The following is a 17,591-nucleotide window of genomic DNA, read 5'->3' as shown; positions in this document are numbered from 1 at the left end:
TTTGGATCTTGGAGAATCGAGGAGACAACCATGGATTTCCATCCGGAGTACCCCAACGGAGGCCGGCGATGATCGGCGTCCTGTTCGACGGCGTGGCGTACGGCAGCCTGCTGTTCATGATCAGCGTCGGCCTGTCGGTCACGATGGGCATGATGAACTTCATCAACCTGGCCCACGGCGCGTTCGCGATGCTGGGCGGGTACGTATGCGTGATGCTCCTCGATCGCGCCGGCGTACCGTTCCTCGCCACGTTGCCGCTGGCCTTCCTGGCATCGGCATTCGTCGGCTTCGTTCTCGAACGCACGCTGTACCGCCGCCTGTACAAGGCCAGCCACCTCGACCAGGTGCTGTTCTCGATCGGCCTCACGTTCATGGCGGTGGCCGGCGCCACGTACTTCTTCGGCCCCACCCAGCAACCAGTCAGCCTGCCCGACTGGCTGCGCGGGCAGGTGTCGCTGTTCGGCCTGGAAGTGGGCAGCTACCGGCTGTTCCTCATCGGCGTCGTCATCGTCGTCACCGCGCTGCTTGGCCTCCTGATCGAGCGCACCCGGTTCGGCGCGCAGATCCGCGCATCCGTCGACAACCACACGGCCTCCGAAGGCCTCGGCATCAACGTAAGCCGCGTGTTCAGCCTCACGTTCGCGCTGGGTTCCGGCCTGGCCGGGCTGGGCGGCGGCCTCGGCATCGACGTGCTGGGGCTCGATCCCAGCTTCCCCGTCAAGTACATGGTGTATTTCCTGCTGGTCGTCGCCGTCGGCGGCGCGGGCACGATCACCGGCCCGCTGCTGGCCGCCATCGTGCTGGGCGTGTTCGACGTGGCCGGCAAATACTATGTGCCGGAAGTAGGGGCATTCGTCATCTATGCATTGATGGTCGTGCTGTTGCTGGCGTTCCCCGCCGGCCTGGTAAGGAGGAAGGCATGAACGCGTTGTCGAAAGCCGAAGTGGTCGTGGATGCGCCGGTGCGCGCCGCGGCGCCGTCTCCCATCCCGCGTCTGCCGGATGGCCGCTGGCATCCGCTGGAAATCGTGTTCTGGCTGCTGCCGGTGGCCAGCTGGTTCCTGTTCCCGCAATACCTGGTGCTGACCAGCCAGATCATGATCGTGGGCCTGTTCGCGCTGTCGCTGGATTTGATCCTCGGCTACGCGGGCATCGTGTCGCTGGGACATGCGGCATTCTTCGGGCTCGGCGCCTACACGGCCGGCCTGCTGTCCGTGCATGGGTGGGGCGAGCCGATCACGGGCCTGCTGGCCGGCGCGGTGGTGGCCGGCATCTTCGGCTGGGTCGTCAGCTTCCTCGTCGTGCGCGGCCAGGACCTGACCCGGCTGATGGTTACGCTGGGCATCGGGCTGATGCTGTTCGAGGCCGCTAACAAGGCCTCCTGGCTGACGGGCGGTGTCGATGGCCTGTCCGGCATGATGGTGGGGAACCTGCTGGGCGTGTTCGAGTTCGACCTCGAAGGCAAGACCGGTTTTGTGTACAGCTATGTCGTGCTGTTCCTCGTGTTCCTCGTGCTGCGGCGCCTCGTGGCTTCGCCGTTCGGGCTGGGCCTGCGGGGAATCCGCGAAGGCGGGCGCCGCATGCCGGCCATCGGCGCGGATGTCGGCCGGCGGCTGCGCGCGGTCTTCACCGTGGGCGCCGTGGTCGCGGGCATTGCCGGCGCACTGCTGGCCCAGACCACGCAGTTCGTGGGCCTGGACATGCTGGGCTTCCCCCGCTCCGCGGAACTGCTGATCATGCTCGTGCTGGGCGGCACGGGGCGCCTGTACGGTGCGCTGATCGGCACGGCCGTGTTCATGATCGCGCAGGACAAGATCGCCGGCATCAACCCCACGTACTGGCAATTCTGGATCGGGCTGCTGCTGGTGTGCATCGTGCTGTTCGCCAAGGGCGGCATCGTCGGCGGCTGCGCCGCGTTCCTTGAACGCCTGCGCGAGCGCAAGGAGGTGAAATGATGGACACGACCCTGAAGACGGAAGGCCTGTCGAAGAGCTGGGGCGCGTTCAAGGCCAACAGCGACGTATCGCTGACGTTCACGCCCGGCGCCCGCCATGCGCTGATCGGCCCGAACGGCGCCGGCAAGACCACGTTCATCAACCTGCTCACGGGCGGCTTCGCGCCGACCAGCGGAAAAGTGTTCCTGGGCGGCGAAGACATCACCGCGCTGCCGCAGCACCAGCGCGTGAAACGGGGCATGACGCGCACGTTCCAGATCAACACGCTGTTCGCGGGGCTGACGGTCCTTGAATCGGTCGTGCTGGCGATCGGCGAGCGGCGCGGCCTGCAGAATGTGTGGTGGAAGACGGTGGCGCAGCACCATGACACGGTCGACGAGGCGATGGCGCTGCTGCAGTCGCTGCGCCTGGCCGACCAGGCCAACAGCGTCACGCGCAGCATGGCCTACGGCAAGCAGCGGCTGGTGGAAATCGCGCTGGCGCTGGCCACGCAACCGAAGATCCTGCTGCTGGACGAACCGGCCGCCGGCATTCCGCAGGCGGAAAGCCGTGAACTGTTCGAAGTGATTTCAAGCCTGCCGCGCGACGTGACGATCCTGTTCATCGAGCACGACATGGGGCTCGTGTTCAAGTTCGCCGAGCGGATCACGGTGCTGGTGGGCGGCAGGGTGCTGACGGAAGGGACGCCTGCGGAAATCGCCGCCGACCCGCGTGTGAAGGAAGTCTATCTGGGGGAGGGCGGCCATGACTGAACTGCTGGCGGTGGAACGGGTGACGGCCGGCTACGGCGAGTCCGTCGTGCTGGAGGACGTGTCGTTCGCGCTGCACGAAGGCGACAGCCTGGCACTGCTGGGCCGCAACGGCGTCGGCAAGACCAGCCTGCTCACCACGCTGATGGGCCTGACGCGGCTGCACAAGGGCGCGATCCGGTGGGCCGGCAAGGACATCGCCCGCGTGGCGCCGTATAAACGGGCGCGCGCCGGCCTCGGCTGGGTGCCGCAGGAGCGGCACATGTATCCGTCGCTGACAGTCGAGGAGCATCTCACCGTCGTCGCGCGGCCGGGCCGCTGGGACGTGAAGAAAATCTACGACGTCTTCCCGCGCCTGCAGGAACGGCGCACCAACATGGGCAACCAGCTGTCCGGCGGCGAGCAGCAGATGGTGGCGATTGCCCGCGCGCTGATGACGAACCCGCGCATGCTGCTGCTGGATGAACCGATGGAAGGGCTGGCGCCGATCATCGTGCAGGAACTGCTGGGTGTCATCCGCAAGCTGGTGCAGGACGAAGGCTTATCGGTGATCGTCGTCGAACAGCATGCGCGCTTGGCCCTGTCGCTGACGCAGCGGGCCATCGTGCTGGATCGCGGGTGCATCGTGCATGATTCGCACAGCCGCGAGCTGCTCGACGATGGCGCGAAGCTGGACCGGCTGGTGGCGGTGGCCTGATCAGCTCGTGTCCCCGTGCCAGGCAGCCGGGCTGTAGCCCGGCAACACGAGCTGAGTCATGGTTCACGCCGCATCCGGCCGGGCCAGCGGTGCGCGGCTCTGGTCGTTGTTCTCGAGGACGAGTTTGTCCAGCAGCCGCATGAACTGCGCCTGCTCGCGCTCCGTCAGCGGGGCGAGCAGGCGTTCGCGCAGCCGGTGCACGGCCGGGTCGAGGCGCTTGAGCAGGGCGTTGCCCGCGGTGGTGATCGTCAGCGCACGCTGGCGGCGGTTGTGGGGGATGACCTTGCGCTCCAGTAGCCCTTTTTCCTCGAGCCGTGCGCACACGCTGGCGCCGGTCGACGTGTCGATCGCCACCATGCCGGCCAGCGTCACCTGGTCGATGCCGGGGCGGGAGGCCAGGGTGCGCAGCAGCGCGTACTGCACCGGTGTCAGTTCGCCGCCAATCTCGTCGTGGAAGATCGATACGGAGATCTGCTGCGCGCGGCGCAGCAGGTGGCCAGGGTGTTCGTGCAGGTCGAGCAGCTCATTGCCGTTCTGCTCGCCTTTCTCGCTCTCGCTGTTTTTTTCGTTGGTCATGGGTCGCCGATAAATATTTGTCGTGCGCAGTTTACTTCGGAGCCAGTGTGCGCGAATATTCAGTGTACTGAATATCGAAGTTCAGCACTATAAACAAGGAGACCGCATGACTTCCATCCTGTACCCGAAAAACGCCTGGTACGTCGCGGCCACGCCCGACGAAATCGTCGACAAGCCGCTGGGCCGCCAGGTCTGCGGCGAAAAGATCGTGTTCTATCGCGCCGCGCAGGGCGTGGCCGCCGTCGAGGATTTCTGTCCGCACCGCGGCGCGCCCCTGTCGCTGGGCTTCGTGCGCGACGGCACGCTGGTGTGCGGCTATCACGGCCTGCAGATGGGCTGCGACGGCAAGCCGGTGGCCATGCCTGGCCAGCGCGTGCGGGGATTCCCGTGCATCCGCAGCTATCCCGTCGTGGAACGCTACGGCTTCATCTGGGTGTGGCCGGGCGACGCGGCAGCGGCCGATCCCGCGACGATCCCGCACCTGCAATGGGCCGTCGACGAAGGCTGGGCGTATGGCGGCGGCCTGTATCACATCGGCTGCGAGTACCGGCTCATGATCGACAACCTGATGGACCTGACGCACGAGACCTACGTGCACGCATCGTCGATCGGGCAAAAGGAGATCGACGAGGCACCCGTCACCACGAAGACCGTCGGCGACGAGGTGATCACCAGCCGCTTCATGGAGAACGTGATGCCGCCGCCGTTCTGGCAGGCGGCCCTGCGCGGCAACGGCCTGCCTGATGACCAGCCGGTGGACCGCTGGCAGATCTGCCACTTCACGCCGCCCAGCCATGTGCTGATCGAGGTGGGCGTGGCGCTGGCCGGCAAGGGCGGCTACGACGCGCCGGCCGAATTCAAGGCCTCGTCGATCGTCGTGGACTTCATCACGCCGGAAAGCGATACCACGCACTGGTATTTCTGGGGCATGGCGCGCAACTTCAAGGCGGACGACAAGGCGCTTACCGACACGATCCGCGCCGGCCAGGGCAAGATCTTCAGCGAAGACCGGGACATGCTGGAACAGCAGCAGGCCAATATCCTGCGCCATCCGGAGCGCAGGCTGCTGATGCTGAACATCGATGCCGGCGGCGTGCAGTCGCGCAAGGTGATCGACCGCTGGCTGGCCCGGGAAACCCCCGCGCCGGCATCGGTACCCGCACCGGCGCAGGTGGCGGCATGAGCACGCTGCGTGTCAGGGTTGGCTGCCGCACCAACGAGGCCGAGGGTATCTGCAGTTACGAGCTGGTCTCCACCGACGGCGCGCCGCTGCCGGCATTCACCGCCGGCTCGCACATCGACGTGCACCTGGGCGGCGGCATCGTGCGCCAGTACTCGCTGTGCAATGGACCCCATGAAACGCACCGCTACCTGATCGGCGTGCTGCGCGAGCCGGCGTCGCGCGGCGGATCGAGCGCCATGCACGAGCGGATCGTCGAGGGCGCCGAGCTGGAAGTCGGCGCGCCCCGCAACCATTTCGGGCTGGCCGAAGGGGCGCACCACAGCGTGCTGTTCGCCGGGGGTATCGGCATCACGCCGCTCATGGCGATGGCCGAACACCTGCATGCGCAAGACCTGCCGTTTACGCTGCACTACAGCGTGCGCCATGCCGCGCGTGCCGCGTTCCGCGCCCGGCTGGAGAACGCGCCATTCGCGCCGCGGGTACGCCTGCACGTCGATGACGAAGGCACGCGGCTGGACGTGGCGGCGGCGCTGGCGGATTGCCCGTCGGGCACGCACCTGTATGTGTGCGGGCCGGCCGGCTATATCGATCACGTGCTGGCCACGGCCCGTGCGCTGGGCTGGGGGGACGACCGCCTGCACCGCGAGTATTTCGGCGCCGCGCCCGTGGCCGCCGAGGAGGGCGAACGGGCATTCGACGTGCGCATCGCCAGCAGCGGCTCCACGTACACGGTTCCCGCGGGCCGCACGGTGGTGCAGGTGCTGGCCGACCAGGGCATCGACGTGCCGGTGTCGTGCGAGCAGGGCGTCTGCGGCACCTGCCTGACGCGCGTGCTGGACGGCGTTCCCGAGCATCGCGATCTGTACCAGACGGAGGAAGAACAGGCGGCGAACGACCAGTTCACGCCGTGCTGCTCGCGCGCGAAGACTGCGCTGCTGGTGCTCGACCTATAGTTCCGCAAACCTATAACAAGGAGGAGACATGACACACCAACCGAAACGCCGTACCCTGCTGGCCGGCGCGGCTGCGGCGGGCCTGCTGCCGTCGTTCGCATTTGCCGCCGAGCCGTTGAAGGTGGGATTGATCGTGCCGATGTCCGGCCCGTTCGCTTCCACCGGCCGGCAGATCGAAGCGGCCGTCAAGTTGTACCAGCAAAAGCATGGCGACAGCGCGGCCGGCCGCAGGATCGAGATCGTGCTGAAGGACGATGGGGGTGTGGCGCCCGACGTGACGAAGCGCATTGCCCAGGAGCTGGTGGCGCGCGACAAGGTACGCGTGCTGGCCGGTTTCGGCCTGACGCCGCTCGCCCTGGCCGCCGCGCCCGTCGCCACGCAGGCGAAGGTACCGATGATCGTGATGGCCGCGGCCACGTCGATCATCCCGCAGCGTTCGCCGTTCATCGTGCGCACCGGGTTCACGCTGGCACAGGTGACGGCGCCGCTGGCCGACTGGGCGGCGAAGAACAAAATCGGCCGGGCGATGACGTTCGTGGCCGACTATGGCCCGGGGCTCGATGCGGAGAAGGTATTCGTCAAGCGCTTCACGGCCGGCGGCGGCAAGGTGGTCGATTCGCTGCGTGTACCGCTGCGCAATCCCGACTATGCGCCGTTCCTCGCGCGCGTGAAGGATGCCAAACCCGACGCATTGTTCGTGTTCGTGCCTTCCGGCGAGGGCGCCGCCGTGCTGAAGCAGTTCAACGACCGCGGCCTGGCCGCCGCCGGCATCCGGCTGATCTGCACCGGCGACGTGCTGGACGATGACCTGATGCCCGGCATCGGCGCCGCCGCCAATGGCGTCGTCAGCAGCCACCATTATTCGGCGGCGCACCCGTCGGCAGAGAACAAGGCCTACGTGAGCGCGTTCATGGCGGCCAACAAGGGCATGCGGCCGAACTTCCACTCGGTGGGCGCGTATGACGGCATGCACCTGCTCTACCAGGCGCTGGCCAAGGCGGGTGGCGATGCGGATGGCGCGAAACTCGTTGCCGCGATGAAGGGGATGGCGTGGAACAGCGTGCGCGGGCCGGTACGGATCGATGCCGCCAGCCGGGACATCGTGCAGACCGTCTATATCCGCAAGGCCGCCCAGGTCGATGGCGGCATGTTCAATGTGGAGTTCGACCAGGTCGCCAACTTCGCCGACCCGGGTGTATAACAATGGCAAAACTGGGGACAGACCCTGTTTTACAGGAAAGTAGCTGAAGCTGGGACGGGCCGGTTCGCCAGGCCGCCTATGCTCAATGACATTTCCTGAAAACAGGGGTACGTCCCCAGTTTTTATGCCAGGAAAGCCTGGACGGCGCGGGCGAAGGCGGCGGGTTGTTCGATGGCGGCGATATGCGACGCGTCGGGCAGCACGATCAACTGCGCGCCGGGGATCGCGTCGGCGATGGTTTGCGACATGGCCACCGGCGCGCCCTGGTCGAGTTCGCCGGCGATGACCAGCACGGGCACCGCGATGGCGGAAAGCCGGGCGGTCGTGTCGACGTTGCCGACCGCATGGCAGCAACCCACGTAGCCGATCGGGTCGGTGCTGGTGAGCCGGCGCCGCCAGCGTGCGACGGTGCCGCCGTGCGTGGCGCGGAACGCTTCGTGGAAGTAGCGGCCCATCACGGTGTCGGCGATCGCTTCGATGCCCTGTTCGCGCACGGTGGCGATCCGTTGCTTCCATCCTTCCCGCGCCGCTTCCGGATAGCCGGACGAGGAGTTGGCGATGACGAGCGCTTCCACCAGCGCCGGATGGCGCAGCGCCAGTTCCTGGCCCACCATGCCGCCCATCGACAGCCCGATCCACGTGACCGGCCCGGTGCCCAGTTCCAGCAGCAGGCGGGCGGCGTCGTCGGCCAGCGCGGCCATGCCGTACGCGCCTTCCGGCGCTTCGGACCCGCCGTGGCCCCGGTGGTCGTAGGCGATCACGCGGCAATCCTCCGCCAGCAGGCTGCCCAGGCCATCCCACATCGACAGGTCCATGCCCAGCGCGTGGCTCAGCACGATGGTCCGGCGCGGCGCCTGGCCGTTGCGCGGCTCGCGGATGGTGTAGTGCAGGGCAGGGCGGCTGGCGGTACGCCGTTCGCTGCCGACGCCGGGATGCGGCACGGTGCCCGGCTGCGTGGCCGCGAGCGCATGGCCCATCTCGCGCAGGATCTGCTGCGTGTGCGCGAACGCGGTATTCGCGGCCGGCACGCCGGCGTAGATGGCGGACTGCATCAGCACTTCCTTCAGTTCGTCCGGGCTCATGCCGCCTTCGGCGCCGGCGCGCAGCGCGGCGCGCACGTGCAATTCGAATTCTTCCCACCGCCCCAGCGCGATCGTGATCGACAGCACGATGGCGCGGCGCGTCTTGTACTCCAGGCCGGGGCGGCCCCAGATCTCGTTCCACGCGAAGCGCGTGATCAGGTTCTGGAAGTCGGCATTGAACGCGTTGGCGTTGCTCAGCGAACGGTCCACCCATTCGTCGCCGAGGATGGTGCGGCGGTTCTGCAGGCCGCGTTCGAAGTCGTGGTCGAAAGGATCGTGGGTCATCGGTTGGATTCCGTGTTGAGTGAAGCGGCTTGTGCGCGAAGGCGAACCAGCTCGCGCGCGGCGAGCCGGCGCGCGGAAGATGCGGCGGCCACCGGATCGAACAGCGCCTGCAGGGCTGGAACGTCGCAGCGGCCGCGCAGCGCGTCGCTGGAGGACACCGCTTCCGGCAGCAGGTCGGCCAGGTGGCGGCCTTCGGACACCGCGCGGCGCGTGAGCCCTTCGACGAATGCGTGGGCAGCAGGGCGGCCGATGGTGTCGGCCAGCCCGATCGACAGGGCTTCGGCGAAGATCAGGCCTTGCAGCGCATCGATGTTGCGGCGCATGCGGCCCGTGTCGACCGTGAGGGCGCCGAACGCGTCGTTCAGCGCCTGCAGGGCGCCATGCGCGCTGATGAACAGCGGCGGCCATTCGGCCAGCTCGGCCTGCCAGTTGCCCAGCCCGCGCTCGTGCTGCTGCCCCATCGTGGCCAGCAGCGACGCGGCATGCTGCGGCGTGCGGCCGGCGGCGGCGAGCGCGATCATCGCCGAGACCGGATTGCGCTTGTGCGGCATGGCCGACGATCCGCCGCGGCCATTGCCCGACGGTTCGGCCAGTTCGCCGATTTCGCCCTGCGCCATCAGCGACAGGTCGGTGGCGATCTTGCCCAGGCTGCCCGTCATGACGGCCACTTCCAGGCCCAGGCGCACCCATTCGTCGCGCTGCGTGTGCCATGGCGCGTCGGCCACTGCCAGGCCCAGGTCGTCCGCCAGCCGGCGCGCCACCGCTTCGCCGGCTTCGCCCATCACGGCCAGCGTGCCGACGGCGCCGCCCAGCTGCAGGCGCAGCGCGCGGCCGGCCGCGTCGCGCAGTCGTTCGCGGGCACGCAGCAGCGGCGCGGTCCAGCCCAGCATCTTCCAGCCGAGGCTCGTCACCTGCGCCGGCTGCATCAGCGTGCGCGCCAGCACGGGCGTGTCGATGTGCGCTTCGGCCAGGGAGAGCAGGGTGGCCGTGAGCTGCGCCAGTCCCGCATCGACCAGTTTCAGTGCTTCGCGCGTGGCCAGCACGAGGGCCGTGTCGACCACGTCCTGGCTGGTGCTGCCCCAATGGACGAAGGCGGCGCTGTCCTTGTCGTACAGCGCGACCGTTTTCGTGAGTTCCTTGACCAGCGGGATGGCCAGGCTGCCGGCGCGGCGGCTGGCCGCGATCAGCGCCGGGATGTCATACAGCTGCGCATTGCAGACGCCGGCGATGGCTCTCGCCGCCGCCGCCGGCACCAGCCCTTCGGCCGCCTGCGCCGCGGCCAGGCCCTGCTCGAAGCGGAACATGCCCTGCACGATCGCGGCGTCGTCGAACGCCGCGATCATCTCGGTCGTCGTGAGGAAGCTGTCGAAGATCGATACGCTCATGCGTTTCTTCTCCCCTTCTTCACGTGTAGTCGAAGAAGACGGTTTCGGCGTCGCCCTGCATGTGGATGTCCCAGCGGTAGCTGCCGTCCGGCTGGCGGCGCGCCAGCAGCGTGTCGCGGCGCGCTTCCGGCACCTGCGCCAGCAGCGGCGACGCCGGGGCGTCGTCCAGGAACACGGCGGTGAACTGGTGCTTCACGAGCCCGCGCGCGAAGATGGTGACGAAGGCGGCAGGCGCATCGGCCGGCGCGTCGGCGGGGCGGGACAGGCGGAACTGGAACTCGCCCTCGGCTCCGCTGGGGATGCGGCGGAAGCCCGGGATCGCGTGCTGCGCCTCGGCGGCCACCGCGTGCGGGTTCCATGCCTCGAGCTGCGCATCGTTGATCGGCGCGCCGTCGCCGTCGTGGATCACGCCACGCACGATGACGGTGGGGGCGGCGGTTTCGACATTCGCGGTGGCGTCGACGGCCCATTGCCACGCTTCATGCGAGAACGGGCCGATGGTTTGCGAGGTGGTGATGCTGCTTGCTGGCTTGGTCATGTCGGTCTCCTTACAGGCCCATCGGGGTAGCGTCGCGTCCGCGCAGGACGATGTCGAATTCATAGCCGAGCAGGTGCTCGTGCATCGTTTCCTCGATGCTGAAGCGGGAAACGAGGCGCTGGCGCGCGGCGGCATCGGGCACGCTGTTGAAGATCGGATCGTAGTCGAACAGCGGGTCGTTCGGGAAATACATCTGCGTGACGAGACGCTGCGCATACACGTTGCCGAACAGCGAGAAGTGGATATGCGCCGGACGGAACGCCTTGTGATGGTTGCCCCAAGGGTAGGGGCCGGGGCGCACCGTCACGAAGCGGTAGCGGCCCTCGTCGTCCGTCAGCATCTTGCCCCAGCCGTTGAAATTCGGGTCGAGCGGCGCGTTGTGCTGGTCCTTCTTGTGGCGATAGCGGCCGGCCGCGTTGCATTGCCACACTTCGACGAGCGAATTGCGCACGGGCTTGCCGTCTTCATCCGTCACGCGGCCGGTCACGACGATGCGTTCGCCGATCGCTTCGCCGGCGCAGCCTTCCGGCCGGGTCAGGTCGATCTCGCCCGGCAGGACCAGACTGGACGTTGCGATGTTGTCGGTCACGGGCAGCGCGGCATCGAGGCGCAGCAGTGGTTGCAACGGCCCGCGCCTGACGGTGGATTTGTACTCTGGATAGACGAGTTCCGGATACACGCCGGATGGGACGGAATCGAATTTCACTGGGTCTCCTCGTGCGCAGTGCGCCATGTGATGCGTTGTGGATGTCGGATGCAGCCATGTTAGGCGCTTGTCATCCTTCTCTTCAACGGCCCCATGTCGAGACGTATCCGCAATGCGCACACTTTGTGCGATACTCGCACAAAATAAGGGATTTCTGATGGACCCGATGATGCCTCATCCACGCGACCTCGTTGCGGGCCTGGAAAAGGGCTTGCAGGTCATCGAGGCGTTCGACCAGGAGCGCGCACGGCTGACGATCGCAGAGGTGGCCGAACGCACGGGGCTTACGCGCGCAGCGGCGCGGCGCTACCTGATCACGCTGACGCACCTGGGCTATATGCGGCACGACAACAAGCTCTTTTCGCTGACGCCGGCCGTGCTGCGGCTGGGGCAGTCGTACCTGCATTCGGCGCGGCTGCCGCGCATCGCGCAGCCGCTGTTGTACCGGCTCGCCTATTCGTTGGGCGAGGCCGCGTCGTGCGGCGTACTGGACGACCTCGAACTCGTGTGCGTGGCCGCCGTCAGCGCGGGACGGCTCGTGTCGACGACCTTGCAGCCGGGCACGCGGGTGCCGGCCTACTGCACGGCGAACGGCCGCGTGCTGCTGGCCCATCTGGCGCCGGATGCGGTGGAGCGCTACCTGTGCACCGTGGAGCCCGAGCGGATCACGGCGCACACGATCGTGCACCACGAGCGGCTCGCGCTGGAAATCGCGCGGGCACGGGAGCAGGGCTATGCCGTCGTCGACCAGGAACTGGAGCTCGGGCTGCGGGCCATTGCCGTCCCGCTGCGCAACTTCCGCGGCGAGATCGTGGCCGCGCTGAATGTCAGCGTGCACGAAGGAAGAATGCCGCTCGACGCCATGGTGGAGCGCTGCCTGCCGGCCATGGTCAAAATCCAGGCCGAGCTGTCGGCATTGCTGTAGGCAAAAACTGGGGACGTACCCCTGTTTATCGGAAACATGCTGAACGATGGCCGGCGGTTTTCACGTCTGGCTGCGGGCATGCAGATTATGTTGCCTGGAAACCAGCGGTCCGGCGATCCGGTACGTTCCCAGTTTTGTTGCCTGGAAACCAGGGTACGTCCCCAGTTTTGCTTTGCTGCATGAGGTCTACATGGCCGTGCCGTTGCGCGACTGTTCGCGATACTGCTTCGGCGTCATGCCGATGCGTTTGCGGAACAGCCGGCTGAAATAGGCCGGGTCCTGGAAGCCCAGCTCGTAGCCGATGCTGGCCACCGACGCGGGCACGTAGGTGAGCTTGCGGCAGGCTTCGAGCATGAGCCGGTCCTGCGCCATCTCGAAGGCGGACTTGCCGGCCAACTTCATGCACAGCCGGTTCAGGCGCACGGCCGTCACTCGCAGCTCGTCGGCATAGCGGCCCACGAGCCACTGCTCGCGGAAATGTTCTTCCACGAGCGCGCGGAAGCGGCTGAACAGTTCGAATTCCACATGGCCCGACTGGTCGGCCATGCGCCGCTCCGTTTCCAGCCGCACCAGCAGCAGCAGCACGCTGCGGGCCAGCCACTCGACCATCAGCGCCTGCCCATAGCGGGGCCCAGCCGCCTCCTGCATCAGCTGGTGCAGCAGCGCGGCGAGGCGGTCCTGCACGACGGGATTCTCGTGCAGCCGCATTGCCTGCGGGCGCAGGAACAGCGGCGCGAACAGGTCCACCGACAGCACCACGTTCTGGTCCATCGTCAGCACATAGCCCTGCGCTCCCTCGGAAAAATCAAACGCGTGCACGACGCTCGGGTGGATTGTGATGACGGTCGGGCCGTCGCATTTCCACAGCATGGTTTGCACCTGCGCGCTGACGTGGCCGGACATCAGGAACAGTACCTGGAACAGGGCGCGATGCGTGTGCGGCCCGATGTGCCAGTCGTGCAGCCGGCTACGCGTTTCGATCAGCTCGATGTGCACGAACTCGGCATTGTCGATCGGCGTATTGTCGCCATACAGCGCGAACTGGGGGATCTCGTTTGGCAGCGCTCTCATGGGTGTCCTGGACATCAGCTTTGCAAAATAGTACAAGTAATTGCGCGCTTCATCCATTTTTTTATTGTGACAGCGGCATTACGATCCGTTCACGTACTCAAATTAATACCAGACGGAGACTCATCATGCGTACCCAGGCAGCCATCATCGGCGCCGGCCCCGCGGGCCTGCTGCTGTCCCACCTCCTGCACCTGCAGGGCATCGAATCGGTCGTGCTCGAGAGCCGCAGCCGCGAGGAGATCGAATCGACGATCCGCGCCGGCGTGCTCGAACAGGGCACGATGGACATCCTCAACAATGCCGGCGTCGGCCAGCGGATGCGCGAACTCGGCGCACTCCACCACGGCATCGAACTGGCGTTCGGCGGCCGCCGCCACCGCATCGACCTGACCGAACTGACGGGCAAGGCGATCACGGTCTATCCACAGCACGAAGTGATCAAGGATCTCGTCGCCGCCCGGCTCGCCGCGGAAGGGCAGATCCTGTTCGAGGTGTCGGACGTGGCCATCGACGGCATCGACGGCACGGCGCCATCGGTATCGTTCACCCATCGCGGCGAGCGTGGCCGCATCGATGCCGATTTCGTCATCGGCTGCGATGGCTTCCACGGCGTCTCCCGCAAGACGCTGCCGGATGCGGCGCGCACCGAATTCCAGCGCACGTATCCGTTCGGCTGGTTCGGCATCCTGGTCGAATCGGCGCCGTCGTCCGAGGAACTGATCTATGCGCAGCACGAGCGGGGCTTCGCGCTGATCTCCACGCGCACGCCCGAGGTGCAACGGCTGTACTTCCAGTGCGATCCGGCGGACCACGTGGACAACTGGTCGGACGACCGGATCTGGGCGGAGCTGCACGCCCGCGTGGAAACGAGCGATGGCTGGAAGGTAAACGAAGGCCGCATCTTCCAGAAAGGCATCATCGGCATGCGCAGCTTCGTCTGCACGACGATGCGGCACAACCGCCTGTTCCTGGCCGGGGATGCGTCGCACATCGTGCCGCCGACGGGCGCGAAGGGCATGAACCTGGCCGTGTCCGACGTCAAGTTCCTGGCCGAGGGCCTGGACATGTTCTACAAACGGGGCGACAGCGCTCTGCTGGACGGGTACGGCGAGCGCGCGCTCAAGCGCATCTGGCGCGCCGAATACTTCTCCTGGTGGATGACGCGGATGCTGCATACGTTCGCCGAAGCCACGCCGTTCGAACGCGAGATGCAGCGCGCGGAACTGGAGAACGTGGTGGGTTCGCGGGCGCTGGCGCAGGCGCTGGCGGAAAACTACGTCGGGGCGTTCTGAGCGACGGCGCGCCGCCCGGGCCGGCGGCGCGCTACACTGGCCATACCGTCCACGAACACTCCCGCTCCCCGATGCGACAGCTGCTGATCATTCTCGGTGCCATCCTGCTGCTGGCCGGCCTCGCCTGGCCCTGGTTGAGCAAGCTGCCCCTGGGCCGGCTGCCCGGCGACGTCAACGTGGTGCGCGAAGGCTTCAGCCTGCACTTCCCGATCGTCACCTGCATCGTCGTGTCGATCGTGATCTCATTGCTCGTCTGGTGGTTCCGCCGCTGACCCGAAAACCGGTGACAGACACCGGTTTTGCTGGAACAGGTGTTGCAAAAGAACGGGTGTCTGTCACCCGTTTTTCACCGGTTTCAGGCTAGTGATAAGCGCTGGAAATATTGCATTTTGCTTGGGGCGGTTCCGACTGTTGCACGGCATGTTCTCCTACGTAGCGCGACACGGTAAGGTGCCAGAATGTCAATTCACCGTATGCACCCCCAAGCAAAAGGAGAATGACATGAAGAGCAAACTCGCGGTAATCCTTGCAGCCATGTTCGTCAGCGCTGGCGTTGCGGCACAGTCGACCAGCTCATCCACCGGAACGGGCGCGGACCAGCAGAAGTCGAGCGATACCAAGAAACACAAGTCCAGCAAATCCAAGCAGCACAGCTCCGGTAGCCAGGACACCACCACGTCCGGCGCCAGCGGCACGGCCGGCTCGCAATCAACCCAGATGGGCACGGGAAGCGGCTCCAGCAGCGGCAGCTCGGGCAGCAGCGGCTCGACCGGCAGCAGCACCACCAGCGGCACGGATACGTGGCGCGGTGCCAGCGGTACGGCGGGCATGAACAGCACGCCGCCGGCCTCGACCAGTGGCTCGTCCACGTCGGGCGCGAGCGGCTCCTCCTCGATGGACAGCAGCGGCTCGTCCACGTCAGGCACGTCGGGCAGCAGCGCCACCGGCGCCTCTTCGGGCACGTCCGGCACGGGCATGACGCGTTCGGGCGCCGGCTCGACCGGTGCCGGCTCCACCGGTACCGGCACCACCGGCACCTCCGGATCGGGTACCTCCGGCACGACCACGCCGCCGCTGCCGACCCGCTGACCGGTGCTACCCCAGCCGCCCATGGGCGGCTTCTTTTGCGTGCACCCGGCTTGCTCAGCCTTTGGGCAGGCGATGGCGATGGCGCGCGATCTACGCAATGGCATGCCGGCGCCCTGTCGCGGGGCGCCGCAGCCCAACAACAACAGGAGAAACCATGCTGGCGATGAATTACCGTGGACCCTTCCGTGTCCGCGCCGAACAGAAATCCGATCCCGTCATCGAACACCCCGGCGACGCCATCGTGCGCGTCACCCGTTCCTGCATCTGCGGTTCCGATCTTCACCTCTACCACGGCCTGGTGCCGGACACGCGCGTCGGCACCACTTTCGGCCACGAGTTCGTCGGCATCGTCGAGGAGGTGGGCTCGCAGGTCACGAAGCTGAAGGTCGGCGACCATGTGCTGGTGCCGTTCAACGTGTTTTGCGGTTCATGCTTCTTTTGCCAGAAGGAGCTGTACGGCAATTGCCACAACACGAACCCGCAGGCCACGGCGGTGGGCGGCATCTATGGCTATTCGCACACGGCGGGCGGCTTCGACGGCGGCCAGGCCGAGTTCGTGCGCGTGCCGATGGCCGACGTCGGCCCGACGGTGATCCCGGCCGACATGGACGAGGATGACGCGGTACTGCTGACCGACGCGCTGCCGACCGGCTACCAGGCCGCCGAGATGGGCGATATCTCGGAAGGCGACACGGTCGTCGTGTTCGGCGCCGGGCCCGTGGGTATCTTCGCCGCCAAGTCGGCATGGCTGTTCGGCGCGGGGCGCGTGATCGTCGTCGACCACGTCGATTACCGGCTCGACTTCGTGCGGCGCTATGCGCAGTGCGAGGTCGTCAATTTCCGCGAAGTGGACGACATGGCACTGCACATCAAGAAGATGACGGACTGGCTGGGCGCCGACGTGTGCATCGATGCCGTCGGCTGCGAGGCGGCCGGCAGCGCCGCGCAGACGATCACCGGCGTCCACTTGATGATGCAGGCCGGCTCGGCCACCGCGCTGCACTGGTGCATCAACTCGGTGCGCAAGGGCGGCAACGTGTCGATCGTGGGCGTGTACGGCCCCACGTTCAATGCGATCCCGATCGGCAATGCGCTGAACAAGGGTCTGACCCTGCGCATGAACCAGGCCAGCGTGAAGCGCCACCTGCCGCGGCTGATCGAGCATATCCAGGCGGGCCGCATCGACCCGAAGCAGATCATCACGCACCGCGTGCCGCTCGAGGAAGTATCGGATGCCTATCACATCTTCTCGTCCAAGCTGGACAACTGCATCAAGACGGTGCTGATCCCGCCGTCGGCGAACCAGGTGCGCGCCGTGGCGTCCACCGCGAACCATTGAGGAGGAGCCATGGCCCACGACACCGAACACAAGCATGACGAAACGTGCAATCACAACCATGACCTCGCTGTCTTTCAGCACGGCCGCCCACCCGTGGACCGCTCGGCGATCCAGGGCTGGGGCGCCGACCTGGACCGCAAGAACCGCCCCGGCGTGCCGATGGAGCGCACGCCGCCCCGCATCGACGCGCCACTGGCGCAGCCGGAACAGCAGCCGCAGCATGTGGAGGTGCTGGTCTCGCCCGAGCGCCCGCACATGACGCCGCTGTTCGGCAGCCCGAACCCGCCGCGCGGCGTGTCCGGCATGGTGCGCCGCGCCGCATTCAAGGAAACGGAAAACGACATCCGCCACTGGCTGATGCTGATGCTGGCCGACCGCATCGACGTGGTCGAGGGCCTGGTGGAAGACCTGGCGCGCGGCCACGTGCCGAACATCCTCGGCGAGATGGGCATCAAGGCCGAGTGGCAGCACAACAAGCGCGGGCTGGCGCAGAAGGTGGCCATCGGCGCGGCGGTGGCCGGCATCGCCTGCTACCTGTACCAGCGCCGCAACGCCCGCCGCTGAAC

Annotated in this window: 19 protein-coding genes; 12 read left to right on the top strand and 7 right to left on the bottom strand. The window is 66.8% G+C overall.

Annotation, left to right across the window (positions count from 1 at the left end; all coding sequences use genetic code 11):
- Positions 1-68: 68 nt before the first annotated feature.
- The 4 genes from ACY65G_RS11790 to ACY65G_RS11775 are packed head-to-tail and all read left to right on the top strand — an operon-like array spanning position 69 to position 3,400.
- Positions 69-923 (top strand): branched-chain amino acid ABC transporter permease, encoded by an 855-nt coding sequence (locus ACY65G_RS11790; protein WP_464997535.1) that lies wholly within the window; start codon positions 69-71, stop codon positions 921-923.
- A complete protein-coding gene (locus ACY65G_RS11785; protein ID WP_464997534.1) occupies positions 920-1,954 on the top strand; it encodes a branched-chain amino acid ABC transporter permease in 1,035 nt (344 codons plus the stop codon). Before ACY65G_RS11790 ends, ACY65G_RS11785 begins: the two co-directional genes overlap by 4 nt.
- Positions 1,954-2,706: an ABC transporter ATP-binding protein gene (locus tag ACY65G_RS11780; RefSeq protein WP_464997609.1), complete on the top strand. Its 753-nt coding sequence runs from the start codon at positions 1,954-1,956 to the stop codon at positions 2,704-2,706. The genes ACY65G_RS11785 and ACY65G_RS11780 overlap by 1 nt, the downstream gene beginning before the upstream one ends.
- On the top strand, positions 2,699-3,400 hold the full coding sequence (locus tag ACY65G_RS11775) for an ABC transporter ATP-binding protein (protein ID WP_464997533.1): 702 nt from the start codon (positions 2,699-2,701) through the stop codon (positions 3,398-3,400). Before ACY65G_RS11780 ends, ACY65G_RS11775 begins: the two co-directional genes overlap by 8 nt.
- Positions 3,401-3,463: 63 nt before the next feature.
- Here ACY65G_RS11775 and ACY65G_RS11770 read toward each other — a convergent pair whose 3' ends face one another.
- Positions 3,464-3,976: a MarR family winged helix-turn-helix transcriptional regulator gene (locus ACY65G_RS11770; RefSeq protein ID WP_464997532.1), complete on the bottom strand. Its 513-nt coding sequence runs from the start codon at positions 3,974-3,976 to the stop codon at positions 3,464-3,466.
- 118 nt (positions 3,977-4,094) lie between these two features.
- Between ACY65G_RS11770 and ACY65G_RS11765 the strand changes: the two genes are divergently transcribed.
- From ACY65G_RS11765 to ACY65G_RS11755, 3 genes are read left to right on the top strand one after another with little or no spacing between them, the layout of a single operon-like run.
- Positions 4,095-5,159 carry a Rieske 2Fe-2S domain-containing protein gene (locus tag ACY65G_RS11765; protein WP_464997608.1) on the top strand — a complete coding sequence of 355 codons (1,065 nt, stop codon included), beginning with the start codon at positions 4,095-4,097 and terminating at the stop codon, positions 5,157-5,159.
- The gene (locus ACY65G_RS11760) at positions 5,156-6,112 is read left to right on the top strand and encodes a PDR/VanB family oxidoreductase (protein WP_464997531.1); all 957 of its coding nucleotides are present in this window, start codon (positions 5,156-5,158) and stop codon (positions 6,110-6,112) included. The genes ACY65G_RS11765 and ACY65G_RS11760 overlap by 4 nt, the downstream gene beginning before the upstream one ends.
- 28 nt (positions 6,113-6,140) lie before the next feature.
- Positions 6,141-7,313: an ABC transporter substrate-binding protein gene (locus tag ACY65G_RS11755; RefSeq protein WP_464997530.1), complete on the top strand. Its 1,173-nt coding sequence runs from the start codon at positions 6,141-6,143 to the stop codon at positions 7,311-7,313.
- 122 nt (positions 7,314-7,435) lie between these two features.
- Here ACY65G_RS11755 and pcaCD read toward each other — a convergent pair whose 3' ends face one another.
- The 4 genes from pcaCD to pcaH are packed head-to-tail and all read right to left on the bottom strand — an operon-like array spanning position 7,436 to position 11,336.
- The gene (gene pcaCD / locus ACY65G_RS11750; protein WP_464997529.1) at positions 7,436-8,680 is read right to left on the bottom strand and encodes a bifunctional 4-carboxymuconolactone decarboxylase/3-oxoadipate enol-lactonase PcaCD; all 1,245 of its coding nucleotides are present in this window, start codon (positions 8,678-8,680) and stop codon (positions 7,436-7,438) included.
- Complete coding sequence (locus tag ACY65G_RS11745) at positions 8,677-10,065, bottom strand: lyase family protein (RefSeq protein ID WP_464997528.1); 1,389 nt, start codon at positions 10,063-10,065, stop codon at positions 8,677-8,679. Before ACY65G_RS11745 ends, pcaCD begins: the two co-directional genes overlap by 4 nt.
- A gap of 19 nt (positions 10,066-10,084) precedes the next feature.
- A complete protein-coding gene (locus ACY65G_RS11740) occupies positions 10,085-10,603 on the bottom strand; it encodes a peptidase associated/transthyretin-like domain-containing protein (RefSeq protein WP_464997527.1) in 519 nt (172 codons plus the stop codon).
- A gap of 10 nt (positions 10,604-10,613) precedes the next feature.
- Complete coding sequence (gene pcaH / locus ACY65G_RS11735) at positions 10,614-11,336, bottom strand: protocatechuate 3,4-dioxygenase subunit beta (protein WP_464997526.1); 723 nt, start codon at positions 11,334-11,336, stop codon at positions 10,614-10,616.
- A gap of 139 nt (positions 11,337-11,475) precedes the next feature.
- Here pcaH and ACY65G_RS11730 point away from each other — a divergent pair, with 139 nt between their 5' ends.
- Positions 11,476-12,234, top strand: coding sequence for an IclR family transcriptional regulator domain-containing protein (locus ACY65G_RS11730; protein ID WP_464997525.1), 759 nt, complete (start codon positions 11,476-11,478; stop codon positions 12,232-12,234).
- 186 nt (positions 12,235-12,420) lie between these two features.
- Here ACY65G_RS11730 and ACY65G_RS11725 read toward each other — a convergent pair whose 3' ends face one another.
- Positions 12,421-13,305, bottom strand: coding sequence for a helix-turn-helix domain-containing protein (locus ACY65G_RS11725; protein WP_464997524.1), 885 nt, complete (start codon positions 13,303-13,305; stop codon positions 12,421-12,423).
- A 125-nt stretch (positions 13,306-13,430) separates the two neighbouring features.
- Here ACY65G_RS11725 and ACY65G_RS11720 point away from each other — a divergent pair, with 125 nt between their 5' ends.
- Both ACY65G_RS11720 and ACY65G_RS11715 read left to right on the top strand, forming a co-directional pair.
- Entirely contained in the window at positions 13,431-14,597 is a 1,167-nt protein-coding gene (locus ACY65G_RS11720) for a 4-hydroxybenzoate 3-monooxygenase (protein WP_464997523.1), read from the top strand.
- 71 nt (positions 14,598-14,668) lie between these two features.
- A complete protein-coding gene (locus tag ACY65G_RS11715) occupies positions 14,669-14,869 on the top strand; it encodes a DUF2905 domain-containing protein (protein WP_464997522.1) in 201 nt (66 codons plus the stop codon).
- 189 nt (positions 14,870-15,058) lie between these two features.
- On the opposite strand, the gene ACY65G_RS11710 is transcribed toward ACY65G_RS11715, so the two are convergent.
- On the bottom strand, positions 15,059-15,709 hold the full coding sequence (locus ACY65G_RS11710; protein WP_464997521.1) for a hypothetical protein: 651 nt from the start codon (positions 15,707-15,709) through the stop codon (positions 15,059-15,061).
- A gap of 131 nt (positions 15,710-15,840) precedes the next feature.
- Here ACY65G_RS11710 and ACY65G_RS11705 point away from each other — a divergent pair, with 131 nt between their 5' ends.
- Entirely contained in the window at positions 15,841-17,025 is a 1,185-nt protein-coding gene (locus ACY65G_RS11705) for a zinc-dependent alcohol dehydrogenase (RefSeq protein ID WP_464997520.1), read from the top strand.
- Positions 17,026-17,034: 9 nt separating this feature from the next.
- Positions 17,035-17,589 carry a hypothetical protein gene (locus ACY65G_RS11700; RefSeq protein ID WP_464997519.1) on the top strand — a complete coding sequence of 185 codons (555 nt, stop codon included), beginning with the start codon at positions 17,035-17,037 and terminating at the stop codon, positions 17,587-17,589.
- Positions 17,590-17,591 lie beyond the last annotated feature (2 nt).

It is taken from the genome of Pseudoduganella sp. jia 12 (assembly GCF_055502675.1).
Note: the sequence above shows the minus strand (reverse complement) of the source record. Positions and strands in the feature narration are given on the sequence as shown.